General features: G+C 49.7%; 14 protein-coding genes. 10 read left to right on the top strand and 4 right to left on the bottom strand.

Annotated elements, in window-relative coordinates; all coding sequences use genetic code 11:
* Window positions 1-101 precede the first annotated feature (101 nt).
* Window positions 102-1,610, bottom strand: a complete 1,509-nt coding sequence (locus ASL11_RS28205) for an ABC transporter permease (RefSeq protein ID WP_056622211.1) — start codon at window positions 1,608-1,610, stop codon at window positions 102-104.
* Between the two features lie 11 nt (window positions 1,611-1,621).
* A complete protein-coding gene (locus ASL11_RS28200; RefSeq protein WP_056622209.1) occupies window positions 1,622-3,064 on the bottom strand; it encodes an ABC transporter permease in 1,443 nt (480 codons plus the stop codon).
* A 222-nt stretch (window positions 3,065-3,286) separates the two neighbouring features.
* On the opposite strand from ASL11_RS28200, the gene ASL11_RS28195 reads away from it, so the two are divergent.
* The 6 genes from ASL11_RS28195 (at window position 3,287) to ASL11_RS35495 (ending at window position 13,238) form a co-directional block, all read left to right on the top strand.
* Window positions 3,287-5,020, top strand: coding sequence for an ABC transporter ATP-binding protein (locus ASL11_RS28195; RefSeq protein WP_056622206.1), 1,734 nt, complete (start codon window positions 3,287-3,289; stop codon window positions 5,018-5,020).
* A gap of 142 nt (window positions 5,021-5,162) precedes the next feature.
* Window positions 5,163-5,996, top strand: coding sequence for a DUF72 domain-containing protein (locus ASL11_RS28190; protein ID WP_056622204.1), 834 nt, complete (start codon window positions 5,163-5,165; stop codon window positions 5,994-5,996).
* Window positions 5,997-6,466: 470 nt separating this feature from the next.
* The gene (locus ASL11_RS28185; protein ID WP_056622202.1) at window positions 6,467-6,835 is read left to right on the top strand and encodes a DUF2294 domain-containing protein; all 369 of its coding nucleotides are present in this window, start codon (window positions 6,467-6,469) and stop codon (window positions 6,833-6,835) included.
* Between the two features lie 614 nt (window positions 6,836-7,449).
* Window positions 7,450-9,807, top strand: coding sequence for an FdhF/YdeP family oxidoreductase (locus tag ASL11_RS28180; RefSeq protein WP_056622200.1), 2,358 nt, complete (start codon window positions 7,450-7,452; stop codon window positions 9,805-9,807).
* 3 nt (window positions 9,808-9,810) lie between these two features.
* Window positions 9,811-10,620 carry a formate dehydrogenase accessory sulfurtransferase FdhD gene (fdhD, locus tag ASL11_RS28175; RefSeq protein ID WP_056622198.1) on the top strand — a complete coding sequence of 270 codons (810 nt, stop codon included), beginning with the start codon at window positions 9,811-9,813 and terminating at the stop codon, window positions 10,618-10,620.
* A 95-nt stretch (window positions 10,621-10,715) separates the two neighbouring features.
* Window positions 10,716-13,238, top strand: coding sequence for a trypsin-like peptidase domain-containing protein (locus ASL11_RS35495; protein ID WP_063795706.1), 2,523 nt, complete (start codon window positions 10,716-10,718; stop codon window positions 13,236-13,238).
* A 509-nt stretch (window positions 13,239-13,747) separates the two neighbouring features.
* Here the strand turns inward: ASL11_RS35495 and ASL11_RS28165 are convergent.
* A complete protein-coding gene (locus ASL11_RS28165) occupies window positions 13,748-14,566 on the bottom strand; it encodes a (2Fe-2S)-binding protein (RefSeq protein WP_157257083.1) in 819 nt (272 codons plus the stop codon).
* Window positions 14,567-15,010: 444 nt separating this feature from the next.
* Window positions 15,011-15,811: a pirin family protein gene (locus ASL11_RS28160; protein ID WP_056622194.1), complete on the bottom strand. Its 801-nt coding sequence runs from the start codon at window positions 15,809-15,811 to the stop codon at window positions 15,011-15,013.
* Window positions 15,812-15,973: 162 nt separating this feature from the next.
* Between ASL11_RS28160 and ASL11_RS28155 the strand changes: the two genes are divergently transcribed.
* The 4 genes from ASL11_RS28155 to ASL11_RS28140 all read left to right on the top strand — a co-directional run bounded on the left by ASL11_RS28155 (window position 15,974) and on the right by ASL11_RS28140 (window position 18,390).
* Window positions 15,974-16,390 carry a BlaI/MecI/CopY family transcriptional regulator gene (locus ASL11_RS28155; protein WP_056622192.1) on the top strand — a complete coding sequence of 139 codons (417 nt, stop codon included), beginning with the start codon at window positions 15,974-15,976 and terminating at the stop codon, window positions 16,388-16,390.
* Window positions 16,391-16,392: 2 nt separating this feature from the next.
* A complete protein-coding gene (locus ASL11_RS28150; RefSeq protein ID WP_056622190.1) occupies window positions 16,393-17,232 on the top strand; it encodes a M56 family metallopeptidase in 840 nt (279 codons plus the stop codon).
* Window positions 17,233-17,371: 139 nt separating this feature from the next.
* On the top strand, window positions 17,372-17,944 hold the full coding sequence (locus tag ASL11_RS28145) for a DUF2231 domain-containing protein (protein WP_056622188.1): 573 nt from the start codon (window positions 17,372-17,374) through the stop codon (window positions 17,942-17,944).
* A 191-nt stretch (window positions 17,945-18,135) separates the two neighbouring features.
* Window positions 18,136-18,390, top strand: a complete 255-nt coding sequence (locus ASL11_RS28140; protein WP_056622187.1) for a hypothetical protein — start codon at window positions 18,136-18,138, stop codon at window positions 18,388-18,390.
* Window positions 18,391-18,630: the final 240 nt, after the last annotated feature.

Below are 18,630 nucleotides of genomic sequence, written 5' to 3'. Positions count from 1 at the left end.
AAAAGTAAGTGTATGAACGCACATTCATTCCATATCCTTCTGTGTTGTGTAACGTGAGAATTCATGGAGTAAGAATGAAGATTCCATTATTTTTTAAGTGTTTAATCCAGCTTAGGATCTAACGCGTCGCGTAGTCCGTCTCCAAGGAAGTTGAAGGACAGCACGAGTGCGATGATAGCCAAGCCAGGATAGATGGCCGTGTAGGCATGCGTCTCGAGATAGGAACTTCCGACCTTCAGAATATTACCCCACTCGGGAATATGCGGCTCGACGCCGAGTCCGAGGTAGCTCAAGCTGCTCGTTGAGATGATGGCTCCGCCGACGGTTAACGTAGACTTAACGATCATCGGCGCAATGGAGTTCGGGATGATATGTCTGAGCAAAATGATAAAATCGCCCGCGCCGAATGCCCGCGCCGCTTGCACATATTCAAGAGTAGAGACGAGCATTACATTGGCTCGCATGGTCCGAGCATACGTAGGGATGGCCCCGACGCTCAGCGCAAGAATGAGATTGACCGTACTGGCACCGAATGCCGCGATGATAGCAATGGCAAGCAGGATACCTGGAATTGCGTACAAGATATCAAGCGCACGCATGATGAGATTGTCCGTACTGCGTCCGTAGTAACCGGATATCGCTCCCAGTGAGCCTCCGATAATGACGGGGATCAATGTGGAGAGGATACCGACAAAGAGCGAGATACGTGCACCAAATACGATTCGAGAGAACAGGCATCGACCGAAGTTGTCCGTACCCAGCGGATAGGTAAGGCTTGGCGATTGCAGGATAGCTCCGTAATTATTGTCGATCGCCATCCCGTAGTCGAAAGTTAAGTAACTGCACAGCGAGATTGAAATGAGAAAGCCGATGAACCAAAGACCCAGCATGGAAGTAGAGCTGCGGGACAGCCGGTCAACAACCTCATTCAATTTCGTGCCCGATGAATCATCTCTGTTCTTAAGTTTGGACATCAACAGGATGCCAAGCGCCAGGGCGAATACATTACCCGTTAGAGCAGTTACTAGCAACATTACCGCGACGACCCACAACCACTTGGGCAGAAGCTTGTCATCTCCATACCGGGAGATCAGAAGCAGAGCAAGTAGTTGAATGGCTCCCGCGACTAAAATGAGACCCATACCCGGTACGAATAAGTTAGATACATACGGTTTGAAGACGTTTAAAGCTGAGACAGCGAAAACGAACAAAGTCGTTAACAAAGCGTAGAACGAGAGTATATATGCCGCGTTCTTTTTGCGTTTGATGAGCTGAAAGGCAGCCGTAACAATGAAAATGTTAGCAGTCAGCAAGCTGAGTAATAGCAAGTAACCTATCCAACGAGTGGTGCGGCGTATCTCGCCATGCTGGAGCAGATCTCTGCGGATCAAAGCCATTGTTCCCAATTGAAGAAGCGCAAAGACCAAATAAGAGACAAAGGCAGCGAACACGGCTGAATGCACAGCTAAGTGAGCTCCTTCGAAGCTGTTGATCAACAATACCAGTGCCAAACTTAAGGAGGCGATCCCCGCAAAGCTGGCCTGTCCGTATTCGGAGCAGGTACGTAATCTGAAATGAGTGTCCTGTTTAGTAAGTATCGGTTTGGTCACGTTGTCACCTGCTAGTATTGTTTCATTTTGGAACGGATTCTTGGATCAAAAAAGGCGTATAAAATGTCAATGATGACATTGACGATCGAGATTGTGATGGCTGTATAGACGACGCCCCCCATTATTGCGGGAATATCGGGAATGAACTGCTTGTCCACGATATAGCTACCAATTCCGTTGATATTGAAAACTTTCTCCGTCACAGCCGCTCCGCCGAGCATCGCACCGAATTGAAGTCCGATAACCGTAATAATCGGGATTAGCGCATTACCCACGGCGTGCTTCCAAAGCACCTGCCTGCGAGATAACCCTTTGGCCCGGGCAGTCGTAATATAATCCTCGTGGATGACCTCTAGTGTAGAAGACCGCGTCATCCGAGCTACTGCCGCGGTAAGACCTGTTCCTAACACAACAATCGGCATGATCATCGTCAGTGCATTCTGCGGATTATATGTAGCGGGAAGCCAATGCAGCTTGATCGAGAAATTCAAGATGAGGACGAGCCCTTGCCAGAAGTTAGGGATCGATAACCCAATCAATGCAATCAGCATGAACGTATAGTCAAAGAAAGAATTCGGTCGAGTGGCAGACACCAACCCGATCGGCAGGGCGATCAGTACAGCTACGATCGTGGAGATGACGGTTAGCGTCAGCGTCACCGGAAACTTCGCAGCAATGGAGGTGGTGACCACTTCGTTGCCTGCGAAGGATTTGCCTAAATCGAATGTCAGGATACCGCGGAATGTATGCCAAAGCTGGGTCAGATAAGGTTGATCAAGACCGTAGAGCTGATTAAACTTGGCAATCTGCTCTGCTGTTGCTGTTTCCCCGATGATGTTAGCAGCAGGATTCAAAGGCGACAGATAGAGAATGGTAAAGACGAGAAAAGCGACGCCAAAAATGACGAAAACTGTCATCACGAGCCGTTCAGCGATATATTTGAAATAAGCGTTGTTATAGATCAACATAAGAATGTACATGAGAACACCGGGAATAATGGATATAGCCAGAAACGCCGGGTGTCGGATCAATTGGGTAAATGTATCGGCATAGGTGGTCTGCGACTTGCCGTTCCCATCTTGTTCAGCATCAAGGTGACGCAATAACGCTTCCTTGAACTTGATCGCCGCAATTTGGTTAGCTTCGCGATCCAGTTTCTCTGGGGTGACGGTCTGTCCGAAGAATCTATGCTTACGCTCAAGTTGTTCTTTCGCCTCCTTGAGCAGCTGATCTCGATGTCCCGAGGAAGTCCATTGCTGTTCTAACTTGTCCAAATTAGCCTTGTGCATACTCTTCTTTTTGTTGGACAGGTGGACCACATAGACGATTAGATGCAAGGGAGCCCCCGCCAGTAGTAGCAAAAAGCGATAAGTAGGATGCAATAGCATTTTGGCAAAAATGTTCCCGAGTCGGTCGACTAGAGGTGAATCCATAGCTGAAGTGTGCCCGGTCAAGTTCGTAAGCTCCTTTGTCGGTCAGTTTATATTGCATTATTCCGATCGATATAGTAGATTTTAAGAGTGGTGCTTGAAAAAGTCAATGGTCAAATAATAGTTTCATTTTTTTGAAATATATAATTTTTTTATAGTTGCGATATAATTAACTTATATTTTAACATGTATTAACGAATGATAGAAACTTTCTTTTCAAGTTTATCCCAACTCAAAGGTGATTATATGACATCCATTTTAGAAGTGAAGCAATTGTCTGTCTCTTTCTACACACGAGATAAGGAAGTTGAAGCTGTTCGTAATGTAAGCTTCTCGTTACGCGAGGGAGAGACGCTGGGGATCGTTGGCGAATCCGGCAGCGGTAAGAGTGTTACAGCACGTACGATCATGAGGCTACTGCCATCGCCTCCTTCGATGGTGAAAGGTGGGGAGGTTCTTTTCCAAGGACAGAACCTCGCTGATAAGTCAGATCTCGAGATGGAGCATATTCGCGGTCGCGATATCGGGATGATCTTCCAAGATCCAATGTCCTCGCTGAACCCGACGATGCGCATAGGTCGACAGATTGAGGAGAGTCTGATCAAGCATCGGAAGCTTGGCAAGGAAGAAGCACAGCGGGAAGCGATTGAGATGCTGAAGCTGGTCGGGATCCCCCATGCAGAAGCACGCTATTTACAGTATCCCCATGAATTTTCCGGTGGTATGCGTCAACGTGTAATGATTGCTATTGCACTTGCTTGTCGACCATCGCTGCTTATTGCGGACGAGCCTACGACCTCGCTTGACGTCACCATTCAGGCGCAGATTTTGCACCAGATGAAGGAGATTCAGCGCAAGCTGGGCACATCCATCATCTTAATTACGCATGATCTAGGTGTCGTAGCCGGGATGTGTGATCGGGTTGTAGTTATGAAGGATGGCGAAGTCGTTGAGACGGGCACGACAGAGGAGATTTTCTCCGCTCCGAAGCATCCCTACACGGTGCGTCTACTGAATGCACTGCCAAGGCTTGATGAGAAGAAGAAACCTAAATTGGTTTCCTCAATCACTCGTTCGGCAGATGACCGTCCTTTGCTGGAAGTCCGGTCGCTTAGACAGCATTTCAATCTCGGTAAAGGCCAGATCATCAAAGCAGTTAACGATGTCAGCTTTGATATCCGTGCTGGAGAGACGCTAGGCGTTGTAGGTGAATCAGGCTGCGGTAAATCCACCACCGGTCGGACCATCTTGCGGTTAAACGAAGCAACGGGCGGAGAGGTGTTGTACAAGGGGATCTCCCTTAATCGGTTATCCCGCAGGGAGATGAAGACGATGCGACGCTACATGCAGATGATCTTCCAAGATCCGTATGCCTCCCTGAACCCGCGCATGCGGGTTGCTGACATCATCGGTGAGGCGTTAGACCTCCACCGCATGACGAACAGTAAGGGGGAGCGGCAGCATCGGATTGAGGAACTGCTTGAGATGGTCGGTCTCAGCCCATCTCACGCTATGCGCTACCCGCATGAGTTCTCCGGCGGGCAGCGGCAGCGGATCGGTATCGCCCGAACACTGGCGGTTGAGCCTGAGTTTATCGTTTGCGACGAGCCGTTGTCGGCTCTGGATGTATCCATCCAAGCGCAGATCGTCAAGTTGCTAGAGGAGCTGCAACAGAGGCTGGGGCTGACATATCTATTTATCGCTCACGATCTATCGATGGTTAAGCATATCAGTGACCGCGTAGCCGTGATGTACAAGGGTAAGATCGTTGAACTCGCAGAGAGCGAAGAGTTGTATGCGAACCCGATGCACGCGTATACCAAATCGTTGCTCGCGGCGATTCCGGTTCCTGATCCGGCGGTGGAGTCACGCAAGGCGTTCGTGCCACTCATTGACTCGTCGATACAGGATCCGTACGGGCTGGAGCGGTCGCAGTTTGTCGAAGTGACGCCTGGCCATTGGCTGGCTGTAAATGAATGATAGATGTAAAGCGCGTCCCTTCATGGAGGGGACGCGCTTTTTGCACGATAATGAGCGCGTATTTCTTGGGTATGGTGCACGAGGATGTTATGATAGATGAACGAATACTTTTATCATAGCGATTGTGCACGGGGTGATGATAGTGATTAATATCGGTTTGGCTGGTTGGGGTGACCACGACTTGGGTGGGAGTAAGGGGAAGCTCGTGACATACGGCGCACATTTCCCGATCGTGGAAGTAGATACCTCATTCTATGCCGTACAGCCTGAACGTAATTATGCGAAGTGGGTCCAAGAGACACCTGAGAATTTTGGGTTTATTATAAAAGCCTACCAAGGGATGACGGGACACCTGCGGGGAGAAAATCCTTTTGCCGGTGGGGCAGACCAGATGTACGAGGCGTTCTTACAGTCGATTCGACCCGTTCTGGAAGCGGGGAAGTTGAAGGCGGTGCTGTTTCAGTATCCACCTTGGTTTGCGTGCAACAAGACGAGTGTGGATGTGATTCGGGAGGCGAAGGCGAGAATGGGCGATGTGCCACTAGCGCTGGAGTTCCGCCACCAGAGCTGGTTTGCAGAGGACATGCGGGACAAAACGCTGGCCTTCATGAAGCGCGAGGGCTGGATGCATAGCATCTGCGACGAGCCGCAGGCAGGAATTGGATCCGTTCCGATCGTCTTGGAGGCGACGCATCCCGACATGACGATGGTTCGCTTCCACGGACGGAATGTCGGGGGATGGGTGCAGACGAACGAGGCCAACTGGCGCGATGTGCGGTATTTGTACGACTACAATCCGCAGGAATTGTTGGAGTGGAAGGTGAGGTTGCTCCGTTTGCAGGAGCAGACACGGGAGATTTGCATCATTTTCAACAACAACTCAGGTGGACATGCAGCAGGCAATGCGAAAACGTTGATGAGCATGTTAGGTTTAGACTACGAGGGGCTGGCGCCGAGGCAGTTGGATTTGTTCTGAAAGGGTAGCGAGGTTAGGCATCTATTGCGAAATTTCGAAGTGGATGCTGTTTGGCTGGGCGAGTTTTGATACAATGGGATATAAGAGTAGATATAAGGGGCGTGTGCTAGGTGGTTGGTGCAGTTATTGGAAGTGTCATCGCGATTATTATCGTGATTGGGCTAACGATTTGGATAACGAAGAAGGCTTATTCGCGTAAATGGGAAGATGATGAATAAAAGGCAATCGAAGGATTGTCTTTTGCTGGGGCCAAAGCATAGTGAGGATGTTATTATCAAATCAAATTAGAGTAAGAGGGCTGTCAGCGGTTGCTTGCGGCCTTTTGTGCTTGTGGGGACCTGCGAATAACCAAACCAATCTAGGGTGAGGAATTCAAGGGCAGATAAGAGGCACGAATAGACCTTGAGATGTTGTCAGGTAAGGGCTTTCTTGCTATGATGGGGACAGATCATGTAAAAGGTGGCTGACCAATGAATCGTATGGAGGCCGAGTTTAGCAATCTGGTAAAAGCTTATCGCAAGAAGCACATGGGCAAAGGGCCGGAACGCGTAACGACGACCTTCTGCAAAAGCTGGGCGATCTGCGAAATGGCAGGAAACCTTTCTCCAGTAGAGAAATTTATGGCGAAGACGGGCGATGGCAGGCAAATGCTCCGCACGGCACGCACAGAAATGGTCAAAGAAATTTACAAGGATCACCCCCCTGTAGAGATGGAAACGCTGCTTGGCGCAAAGTTCATTCAGCTGTTTGTTGATATCGATATTGCGCAGGATGTGGGGATGTCGATATTCGTCTTTGATGAGGATTTGGAAAAGAAGTTTGGTGCAAGACACGGATAACTAACCGCTCGTACATCTTCATATACATAAGTAAGGTGCTTGGCACTTGGTAGCGAACCTGCCGGAGACTAACCACTGTGAGACAACCCGAGACTCTTCTCGTAAGAGGGGCTTGGGGTTGTTTTGCGGTGGTTTTTTGCTTCTAAGGAGCTGAGGAACATGGGGGATGAGCGGAATAGAATGGTAGAAAGTGAGTTGTAGGGGGAATGAGATAGGGAGCAGGAGGTTTAGAGTAGCTAGTAGGGTGATTTGGCGTTAAGTCGGTTGGATCATGCGATCAAAGATGCAAATGTGCAACAATTTTACGCTAGATTGCTCGTTGCGTAGGAAAGGTTGCGAAAAGGCAACCTTTTGGCGAGAAGTAAGCTATAACCATCAGAAATGATAGAAATAGTTGCTGATTTGCACTTATTTCTCGAAAACAGACGAATTTGTTGGTGAAAGGTTGCTTATTCGCAATTTTGGGGGACGTGCGGTGTGATTGGGGATATATGGGCGGAACGAGGGAAGAGAGTGTGAGGTGGGGGAGGTAAGGGGATAAAAGACAAACAAGACGAACAAGACAAACAAATATAAAGAAATAAAATACATACACGCAATGGGAGGCGTTCAATTTGGGGAAAACGAAGCACACAGGGCCGATCAAGCTGCCTGCGAAACCAGATCCTAAGCTCTGGGTCAGTAAGATACCGTTTGGTCTCGGTAAAGTGAAGCCGAAGCACATAAGAGAAACAGCCAAAATTGCGTGGCAAAATCGCGATAATCTGCCCTATGCGGTGAGGATTCTGACACAGGGGGTGTGCGACGGCTGCGCGCTTGGGGTGTCGGGGCTTTACGATCAGACGCTGGCAGGGCCGCATATCTGCACGACGCGGCTGAACGTTCTGCGGCTGAATACGATGCCAGCCATCCGCGAGGACCTGCTCCATGCGGATATCGACGAGCTCAGCCGCATGAGCTCAACCGAGCTTCGTCAGCTCGGGCGTATTCCGTATCCGCTTATCCGGAAGAAAGGTGAGCGACGTTTCCGCCGCGCCAGCTGGGATGAAGCGCTGGAGTTGATTGCGTCGAAGATGCGCGGGTTGAACCCGAAGCAGATGGCGTTCTACTTAACGGCGAGAGGGATTACGAACGAGTCGTACTATGTGGCAGCGAAGGTTGCGAGATTGCTAGGCACGAACAATATCGACAATGCCTCGCGCATCTGCCACTCGCCGTCGAAGACGGCACTCAAGCGCTCCGTAGGCGTGGGCGCATCGACTTGTAATTACAAGGACTGGATCGGCACGGACGTCCTTGTGTTCTGGGGCAGCGTGGCCGCGAACAATCAGCCGGTCTCGACGAAGTATATGTATGCGGCCAAACGCAAAGGGACGAAGATCATTGTCATTAACCCGTACTACGAGCCGTCGATGGAGCAGTACTGGATCCCTTCCATTGCCGAATCAGCGCTATTCGGCACCAAGCTTGCTGACGATGTGTACCAAGTGAACATCGGCGGGGACATTGCCTTCATGAATGGCATCATGAAGGTGTGGTTCGAGATGGAGGCGCGCGAGCCCGGCTCCGCGATTGACCATGCGTTCGTGGCTGCGCACACAAACGGCATCGAAGAGCTGCGCGCCCACGTGGCGCAGCAGGATTGGACGACGCTCACGCAGTCGTCCGGGCTCACCCGCGAGCGCATCAGCGAGCTCGCGCAGATCCTAGCGCGTGCCGCTAGCGCGGTTTTCGTGTGGAGCATGGGGCTCACACAGCACCGCTTCGGCACGGATAACATCTCGCAGGTGGCGAATCTCGCCCTCCTGCGGGGCTTTCTTGGCCGCGAGCATTGCGGGCTGATGCCCATCCGCGGCCACAGCGGCGTGCAGGGATCCGGCGAAATGGGCGCCGATCCCTTCTCCTTGCCGGGCGGCGAGATGAGCAGCGCCGCCGACCGCAAACGCATCGAGCAGCTCTGGGGCTTCGAGCTGCCGAGCTGGCAGGGTGACATCGTCGGTGTCACCCTCGAGAATGCGCTCCTGCCCGAGGAGCAGGAGCGGAAGCTCCGGTTGTTCTACACATCCGGAGGCAACTTCCTCGAGACGATGCCGGACCCGGATTTCGTCCGACAATCACTTACCAACATCGACGTCCGTGTCCACCAGGACATCATTCTTAACACCTCCACGCTGCTCGACGCGCGGGAGGCCGTAGTGGTGCTGCCCGCGATGACGCGCTACGAGCAGCCGGGGGGAGGCACATCCACCTCGACGGAGCGGATGGTGTATTTCTCACCCGAGATCGCAGGTCCCCGCATCGGTGAAGCCCGAGCGGAGTGGGACATCTATGTCGATCTCGCCCGCCGGGTGAAGCCCGAAGCCGCAGCGTTGCTAGGCTGCGGCACCGCGGAGGCGATCCGCGCGGAGATTGCGCAGGCCGCGCCGAGCTACGACGGCATCCAGCACCTGCGGGAGCGCGGGGACGTGTTCCAGTCCGGCGGCGCTTGGTTGTGCGAAGACGGCGTCTGTCCGACGCCGGATGGCCGCGGCCGGCTGCTGCCGATCGAGCTTCCGGAGCTGCGGAAGCCGGAGGGGCATTTCGCGGTGACGACGCGCCGCGGCAAGCAGTTCAATTCGATGATCTACAGTGACGTCGATCCGTTCAATGAAGCTGAGCGCTATGACGTTTTAATTCATAAAGAAGACGCGAAGGGACTTGCCTTAAACGAAGGGGAAGCGATCGTGGTCTACAATGGTTTCGGCAGCATGCATGGCAGAGTGAAGCAGGCCGATGTCAAGCAGGGCAACATCGAGGTGCATTGGCCTGAGGGCAACAGCCTGATACCCAATGGGGTATATGAGCCATTCGCGGGCATTCCGGAGTATAACACGGCTGTCATCGTTGAAAAGGCAGAAACGTACCACGCACACAAAGACACTCGTTATGTTGAGAAGCGCATTTTAGAGTTGGAAACCGAAATGGAGGGATAAGCTGTGGATGATGTAGAGCTTCCATCGCCTGCGACCACAACATGGTCGATTCACCGTTATAACGGTTCGGAGGTGCTTCCCGCGGAGGATACGATTGCAATCGAGGCCCCTCTGACGATCCTGCTTGATGGTGAGGAGTTTGCCACACTCGTCTACACACCAACTGACACTTTGGATTTGGTTACGGGTTTTCTAGCTTCTGAAGGGATGATCCGTTTTGTCGATCAGATTGAATCTCTATCCCTCGAGGAGGATCGCGGCTTCGCCCATGTGAAGCTGCGCCATCTTCATCAGCTGAGCCGTCAGATGGTGTCCAAGCGATTCATCGGATCCTGCTGTGGGAAAAGCCGCCAGTTTTATTTTCACAATGATATGCGCACGGCCAAAACGGTAACTACAAAGCTCAGTCTGACGATTCCCCAATGCTTTCATCTGATGAGCGAACTTCAGGAGCAATCGGCGGAATTCCGGGCGACAGGAGGGCTGCATAATGCAGCTCTGTGCACGGTGAGTGAGCTTCGAGTTACCCGTGCAGATATCGGCAGACATAACGCGCTTGATAAAATATACGGACACATCCTTCGGGAGCGGATTTCGGTTCGGGATAAGGTCCTCGCTTTCAGCGGAAGAGTCTCTTCCGAAGTTGTTTTGAAGACGTCGAAAATCGGCGTCGGCCTTCTTTTGTCGAAATCAGCACCAACCGATCTAGCACTCCGACTCGCTCACGATCTTGGCATTACGGTGGTGGGCTTTATTCGGAAGGACCATTTAACCGTGTATACGCATCCCGAGCGCATTGCAGAGTGTCGATAAAGTTACCTTTTTGTGGAAATATTTATATTGTCTCTCTACCAGAATTGTGCTAGATTCTAGCTATTGCCAACTTTTGTTAAGAGAGGAACGACATAATGGGGAATTGGAAAGTTTGGATGAAAAAAGGGAGCATTTCGCTGGTCGCAGCTTTGGTACTTGTGACGTTTGTACAGCCGATGTCTTCGCCTGCTTATGCAGCTGAAATTAACGCAGAGATTCCGCAGGTTATCGAGAAAGCTTCGCCTTCCGTAGTCGCCATTATAGGAAAGCCATCCTCAGAGATGGACAAGTCATTAGAGAAAAATCGCTTTAACCTTGCACATGGAACGGGTGTCATTGTGGCCTCGAACGGTGTGATTGTTACGAATGCTCATGTGGTAAAAAATATGAAAAATATCGTCGTCGTGACCTCCGAGGGGACAACCTATCGCGGGCATGCCTCGAATATTGATGAGGAGAGCGATCTGGCGCTTGTCAAAATCGATGCTGCTGGCCTCAAGCCAGCCACTTTCGCCTCCTCCTCGGACATCAAAGTTGGTGAAACAGTAGCTGCGATTGGTACGCCTATCTCGTTCGCTTTACGTAACTCTGTAACAGTGGGCATTGTCAGCGGTCTAGATCGCTCGGTGAGCTCGCAGTATCAGTTGATTCAAACAGACGCAGCCATTAATCCCGGCAACAGCGGGGGCGCATTGATCAATATGAAGGGCGAAGTCATTGGGATTAATACGATGAAATACGCCGATATTGGTGTTGAAAATTTAGGATTCGCTATACCTGTAGATACGGTGAAGTATGTGTTGAATCATTTTGAACTGTATGGCAAAGTGAAACGCGCCTATACAGGGCTGGAATTAGAAGAAAGCTGGGAAGCCGTTGTTGGCTTGCCGAGCTCGACGGGATTGAGAGTGACCTACGTGGACGCGGATTCACCGGCGGCAGAAGCGGGAATTGAACAAGATGGAATTTTAGTTTCTGTTGGCCCTAACTCGGTCAAAACACTCGTGGATTACAACGAGGCGATTAAAAAATATTTGCCAGGCCAATCGGTGGATATTAAACTTCAGTCGGGCAGCGCGACCTTGACCAAAACGGTGAAGTTAGGCGAACTCCATAGCGCAGAAGCGACGTTAACGGAGGATACCGAGGGGAGTTCCTTGGACGCGGACAGCGGCAAAACGAAGATTGGCGACAGCCACTTCGGTTGGTCCATGAAGTACCCGGCGGGTCTTGTCAAAAGACAACAATCCGACGACGGTGATACCGTAAGTTTCGTTGATGCGAAGGGCGAATTCGCGCTTTCCATTCACGTAGACAGCGACCAAAGTGATGAGCTGTCGGCAGCGGCTCTTTTGAACAAAATCGCAGGTAATGATAGCAGTGAATATTCGGGTTATGGGGATAGTGCGACGATTCTGGAACGTCAATATGTGAAGCGGGCAGAAAGTCCTTATGCCAAAATCGTAAGCCGATCCGGTGAAGATGGCTATATCCAGACGCGAGGCTACCTGCATGGTGGTCGTTTGTATACGGTGAAGCTCTTCGTAACCAAAGAACAATACACCAATCGTTCCAAACAAAATAGCTATAATGATTTGTTGGATAGCTTTAAGCTTGCTTTTAATTCGGCAGATAACTCTCTGAAAGATATCTCCGTGTTTAATTCTGATGATGTGACCTATACGAGTGAGTATGGGTTATCGATCGATTTGCCTGCGGACTGGGAGCAGGATCATGGTGGAAGCAACTCCTTTTACAATGAGGATTATTCGCAAACGCTCCATGTTTATGTAACCTCAGCGTCTTCAGGTGATACCCTGTCGGATTGGGTTGGCCGGAAGATTAAAGAGTTTGAAGCCCAATACAAGGCGGATTATCGCCGTGTAGACAAGCCAGTAGAGGTAACCGTAGACGGTGTGCCAGCATGGAAAGTAGATTTTGCGAGTTCCTTGGGAGACGAGTGGGATGCGGGAAGTTCGCTCTTTTTCATCAAGGACAAGTACAAATATGAAGTGCAAATGACCTATCCGCAAGATGATCAAGGTGATGAGCTAAAGAAGATCTGGGATAGCGTGGTGGCGTCGATCTCCGTGGATAAAGAAGCGATGGATGGGGAGCTTGGCATCATTCAGGATTTAGACGAGCTTGCCGATCCAGATCGTACAACGCTATATAAGAACGAGAAGTTCAACTATACGGTGCGTATTCCTGAAAATTGGACAACGAACCGCTCTTACGAGGGTAACGATCAGGCGACGAAGTCATTTACCTTTACAGGTGGTTACTTACGTGTAGAGGCAGACAGCAAGAAGGCCTACGCCGAAGTCTTGAAGGATGCCGAAGAGGAGCACAAGGTGAGTCACACCAATGATAGTGACTACACATACTCGTCTGAGGATGTTACGCTTTACGGTGATGTGAAAGCGAAGAAGTACACGGTGAGCTATTCAAAAGCGCACATCCCGTACGCCGAGACGGTATATGTGTTTAATCGCAAGCAAGTCACGTATACGGTGACGCTTCGTATTGATGCTGCGGTGAGCACAGATGCGAATATGGCGCGGCTGAACAAGACGTTTGCTTCGTTCACCTTTGTGAACGGTACGGGCGGGAAGTAGGGCCTCGCTCAGGCGAGGGGAATAGGGGAAAAGCAGCGGAAATCCGCTGCTTTTTCTGTTGATTACTCTATGCTACTTTACGCGAATACCACTATTATTAGCTTTTATATCATCATCAGTAATAACTTAATCAATCGGCAACACCAACACCAACACCAACACCAACACCAACACCAACACCAACACCAACCGTTTAAAACAGGATTTATAGGGGAATTATTCTTTGAAAAATGCAAATAGGCAACCTTTTCTCTTCATCTATCCTCCAAATTAGCAAATGCGTGCAAATAGGCAACCTTTCTAATGAATTTAAAGGAAATCTCCTCAAATCACACTGAAAGGATGCCTATTTGCATCAATTCCCAAAAAATGAAGGGAAACCTATGTCAAAACTGCCTATCTGCATTTTTGACAGCCTCCAAGCCCAATGCGACCCCCGAACCTCTTCCAACTAACTAGCTAAACATACCAAAGCCCCTGAGGAAAATTCCTCAGGGGCTTTGAATATTTTATCCAGCTGTAGCTGTGCTCGCTTGCTTGCTTTTGATCTCAATGAACATTTCCTCGCGCTGCGAGTCCTTGAGGATCGGGCAATTGAAGCACTTTGTTCCTTCTTCACGGCGGTAGTACATGCAACAGGAGGAGCGCATCAGAATTTTTTTGCCTTCTTGATAAGGGCTATCTATGTACTTCGGCTCATGGACGAACGGATTTACTTTGCGACCAAAAACATCGGCCGTCAACTCTTTCGTCAACACCTCATAATCGGCAGAGAACTGTTCGCGGACGTGGGGACGTGGGTCATTTTCCAACACATAGTCACGTACGAATGTCATGCGCGCAGCGAATTGATTCCAGATCATAGCCTGATTCACTTTCGCTTGCTCTGCGATGACCGTAATCACTGGCGTGATGAGGGTTGAGAACAGCTTGCGCATTTCCAACTCAATGAATAGGTCACGATCTTCTGTCGGAACTTCCTTCCATTGTACGTTTACAATCTTATATCCGACGTGTGCATGGTCGCCATGATTCTCGACTTCAAGTGCAAGATGATCTAACTCCAAATCCAACCATTGATTGTACTGAGCAAGAAACAGGTGGATCGTAGCCACTAGATTGAAAAGTGTAAGTCCCAAGTACGACGCAGAAATGTCCAATCCTTTGCCGCGGAGCAACGTTTGTCCTTGCTGCAGGACGTCCAACATCACAGGTCCCTCTAAGAGCTGCCTCGCCGGAATGTGCAGGAGGGGTTCTTCCATTCCTTTTGGTGAAATATGAAAGTACATCTCAACTAGCGAGAAATCGACGTTTGTTTCGATGGGCATCGTCAGCACGCTCCAAATGTAAGAATGATTATCGTTATCATAATAATTCCTTTGATCATACAAGATGCGTGACGAAAGTGTCAATTTGGTTTCTTCCAAAAAAGGAAGGCGAATCCTACAAATACATGGAAAAAGTCCATGTAATTTAGTCCGATTTCTCTGAATCACGAGGTTAGATGGAAAAAGTACAGCTAATTTCGCTGATTTGGGCCTTTCGAACGGGTATGAGTGAGATTAGCTGTATGTTTTCCATTTATTTCAGAAAAAGGAATGGAAAGGCTCAAAATAGCTGGAGGAAATCCAGGTATTCTAGTGGGAGTGCTGGCTAGTTGGGGGTAGTGTGGGGGCGTTGGAGGAATGAAGTAAGTGTTGGCGGTCAGTGAAGCTCCAAAAAACACAACACCTCCCCATCTTTACGAATGGGGAGGTGCGTGTGAAAGCTGCTTACTTCCGATACAAGGCATAGCCTGGATCTTCCGGTACGTCGATGGCAATGATCCGCAGGCCTTGCTCAGAGCCCGCCACCAGGTGAAGAGCTTCGCCTTCACCTACTGCTTTCGCTACCACAAAGTCCTTGTGGGACAGGGTCTTCCGATCTTGCCCTTGCTCTTGATCTCGCTCCTGTCCTTGCCCCACAACGCTTCCCACACCTTCCCCGCGAATCACGAGGAACGCCGTGCTGCGCCCCAGTTCCAAGTCGTAGCTGAACGCGGCGCCAGGCTCAATCGCCCAATCATACATCCGCACATCCGTATCCAACTGTATGGGAGCATCTCCGCCGATCACTTTTTTCACGGTTGCACCATCAGTTTGACTAACGGGGAAGAGCTCATGCTCGTATTGATGATAGGCAGCCGGCTTTTTCACAGTCTCGCTCAAATGCGGCTCGAACCAAATCTGCATCGCCTCGCTGCCCGCTCTGCGGAAGGCCTCAGCGTGATAAACGCCCGAACCTGCTTGAATCACTTGCGCGCCACCGTTCGTCACGGTTTCCAAAGATCCGAGGGAATCGCGGTGCTCGACAAGTCCGTCGATGACGTACGTGACGATTTCAAACGCTTTGTGCGGGTGCATGCCGATTTCCGATACATCGGATGCTTTGCCCCATGCCCAGTAGAATAAAGGCCCGACACGATCTACCGCTGTCTTTTCGCCGGGGAAGCTGATGGCCCGCTGTTCGACGAATTTACCTCCATCGAATGCGCCTACGCCTTGTTCATTTACCGAATATATGTCAATGCTCATTACAATCACTCCTTAACTAACTTATATTTAATAACTAACTTTATGTAAGTATTATAAATCTTTTTATCCCAGATGTCAAAAGGTTTCATCACGCAACAGCTGCTTCTTGACTTCCGCACTATGATCACACTACAATCTATAGTGTAAGGAGTGTGGCCTAACGTGAAAATGCAAAACTTTAAATTAAAGGAAAGCGGACTTAACCGATTTTTCGGTCCGCTAGAGTCCAAGATTATGGAAATTCTCTGGACCAGCCCCTCGGAAATGACGATCAAAGACGTCCAACAGAAGCTGGACGAGGACAAAGCGATCAATTTCAATACCGTGATGACGGTGATGAACCGCCTCGTGGACAAAAAGATTTTACAAAAGCGTTCTGTCTCAAGGTCGTTTCACTATAAGCCTGTTATCACGATTGAAGAGTTCATGGACACGCAATCCAAAGAGCTGACGTATGACCTTATTGAACAATTTGGCTCGTTGGCAGTAACCCATATGGTTGATGCTCTAGATAAAGTGGACCCTGAGCTACTTGACCAGTTGGAGCAGCATATTCTACTTCTGAAAAGGGATCGATAACGATGAAGGAATCGCGATTCAAATGGCTGTACGCGGCTGCGCTAGTGGTTGGAGGCACGATCCTGTGGCAAATGGTGGCCTTCCTCCTAGGGCACATGTTTCACTGGAGGCCCTCTCGGAATCTATTTGATTTGTGTATGATTCTCCTTCACTATCTGCATGTGCCAGGGCACGTGCCTATGACCTTAGTCAATCTATTGATTCTCTACACGATGGGGACAATGGTCTGGTTTACGGTCAAGCACTGCTATGATGTGGTCAAGGCGAATAAGCTCGTGAAGAAATACCATGATGTTGCTCTTTCCGAAGTGTATGCTGCGAACTTCGATCTTGCGCAGCAGCAACTCCAAATCGTCCGCTACCCAGCACCACTTGCCATGACCATCGGGTTATGGAAGCCGCGTATACTGGTTTCAACAGGACTGATGGATATGCTGGAGCTGGGTGAGCTTCGTGCGGTGATTGAGCATGAGAAATGCCATGTACAGCACCGGGATCCTGCGGCGATATTCCTGCTGGCGCTAATCTCGAAGTCGATGCGGTATATCCCTATTTTTGCATGGATTGCCCACAAATATCCGATGATGATCGAGCTCCGCGCGGATAAGTACGCCATCGAACGGATGGAGCAAGCGACAGACCTAGGCAGTGCGTTGCTGAAGCTGCTCAAACAAACCGCGAAACCGCGCTTTCCACTCTCACACGCTTCCTTTGCGGAGACTTCGATGAATGTGCGTATTCAGCATATTTTGGATCCCGAGAGGGAGGTTGCCATGCGCTGGCCGCTAATTCGATTGGCGATTTCTGTACTTATCTTTATAGTCGTTATGGGGCTTATCTAACAAATAGGCCCTTTTTTCACATTTTGGCGTTCAAATATACTTGGAAATGGGCTTGTCAGAAAAAGAATTGACAATTCCAACCTTTTACACTACGCTTTGTAGTGTAATCTATTTTCCGGTATATGAAGGAGCGAATCGCATGGACTACATAATGAAAAATCTACATTTTATATTCACTCACGTTCCAATTGCGCTATTAATTTTCAGCTTTGTTTTTGATGTTGTGGCTCTTATTTTTAAAAAGAAGGAATGGCACTCAGCCGGTATGCTTTGCCTTGTCGTTGGTGCGCTCGGTGCGATTGCCAGCGTTCTTACAGGGCCTGAATCACGGAATACGCTCGTTGGATCCCATGAATTCTACGCGAGGTTAACGATGATCCTTGCTATTGTACTAGCTGTAGTACGTGTAGGCTTGCTAGTTTGGAAAAAGCTCGAAATCGGCCGCAACCCGATCTTTCTCGTTGCTTCCCTTGTCGCGGTGCTGCTCGTTAGCTACACGGGGCATCTTGGTGGCAAAATGGTACATCGCGACATGCAAGGCGGCCCGGGCATGATACAGGGTGGACCTGGCGGCGCTGGGCCAGGGATACAAGGAGGCCCCGGCCAGAATGGCCAGGGTGGACAAGGTCAAATGCAGGGAGGCCAGCGTCAAGGTGGTCAAGGCCAAGGTCAGCAATCCGGTGCTCAAACGTCATCTGCACCAGCTAAATAATAATAAAGAGATGTCCGCGGTGATTAGCTGTTGGATATCCCTTTTCTTGATGGTAGCTAAAGGCACGTTTCGCATGCTTATGTCTAGGGCATTAATATGTACTCCTGGGTAAGCCCGCGAATAAAATTCCTTCATATACCTCATCCTAGCAAAGGTAATACATATCCTTATGAGGAGGTAATGAGCACCATATGACCAAAGTTGATTCAAGTTTACAATCGCAAAATCCGATCTCATCTGCACAAAATTCCGTCGATAACGTTCACCAAGCCGTGAATCATGCCCTATCTCACCCGACAGCCCAAACGGTTGAAGAGGCTAACAATGCCATCTCCAAAGCAGAAAATGCTGTAGCCCAGGCAAGTCTCCAATCAGACAGCCCCGCGGTGCAGCAAGCCATGGATTCTTTGGACGAAGATAAGGCGCGACTTGAGAATTTGGAATAAACATATTTTTCAATGAAGACAAGGAAGAAAGCCGTATCCCGTAGTGCACAACTACAGTGGAATCGGCTTTTTTGCTTTTTGCGTTTTCCAACGGTTTCAGCTTGTAAACAGACCTCATGATGAAACGGCACTTCCGTGCTACACTAAAAAGACAAACAGCTTGTCAGTCTTGTCTTCATAATTTCTTAAGAATTATGGTAACTATTTTGTAAATAGTATCTACTAATATTAGGCTAGTAC

The sequence above is a fragment of the Paenibacillus sp. Soil750 genome, assembly GCF_001428045.1.
Classification (GTDB): Bacteria; Bacillota; Bacilli; order Paenibacillales; family NBRC-103111; genus Paenibacillus_E; species Paenibacillus_E allorhizoplanae.
This window is presented reverse-complemented; position numbering and strand designations above follow the sequence as displayed.

Bases quoted from the DNA above. Each gene is read 5' to 3' on its own strand.
- ASL11_RS28185 (WP_056622202.1), top strand. From the start codon at position 6,467: ATGAATCGTATGGAGGCCGAGTTTAGCAATCTGGTAAAAGCTTATCGC.
- ASL11_RS28165 (WP_157257083.1), bottom strand. From the start codon at position 14,566: ATGCCCATCGAAACAAACGTCGATTTCTCGCTAGTTGAGATGTACTTT.
- ASL11_RS28195 (WP_056622206.1), top strand. From the start codon at position 3,287: ATGACATCCATTTTAGAAGTGAAGCAATTGTCTGTCTCTTTCTACACA.
- ASL11_RS28160 (WP_056622194.1), bottom strand. From the start codon at position 15,811: ATGAGCATTGACATATATTCGGTAAATGAACAAGGCGTAGGCGCATTC.
- ASL11_RS28145 (WP_056622188.1), top strand. From the start codon at position 17,372: ATGGACTACATAATGAAAAATCTACATTTTATATTCACTCACGTTCCA.
- ASL11_RS35495 (WP_063795706.1), top strand. From the start codon at position 10,716: ATGGGGAATTGGAAAGTTTGGATGAAAAAAGGGAGCATTTCGCTGGTC.
- ASL11_RS28140 (WP_056622187.1), top strand. From the start codon at position 18,136: ATGACCAAAGTTGATTCAAGTTTACAATCGCAAAATCCGATCTCATCT.
- ASL11_RS28150 (WP_056622190.1), top strand. From the start codon at position 16,393: ATGAAGGAATCGCGATTCAAATGGCTGTACGCGGCTGCGCTAGTGGTT.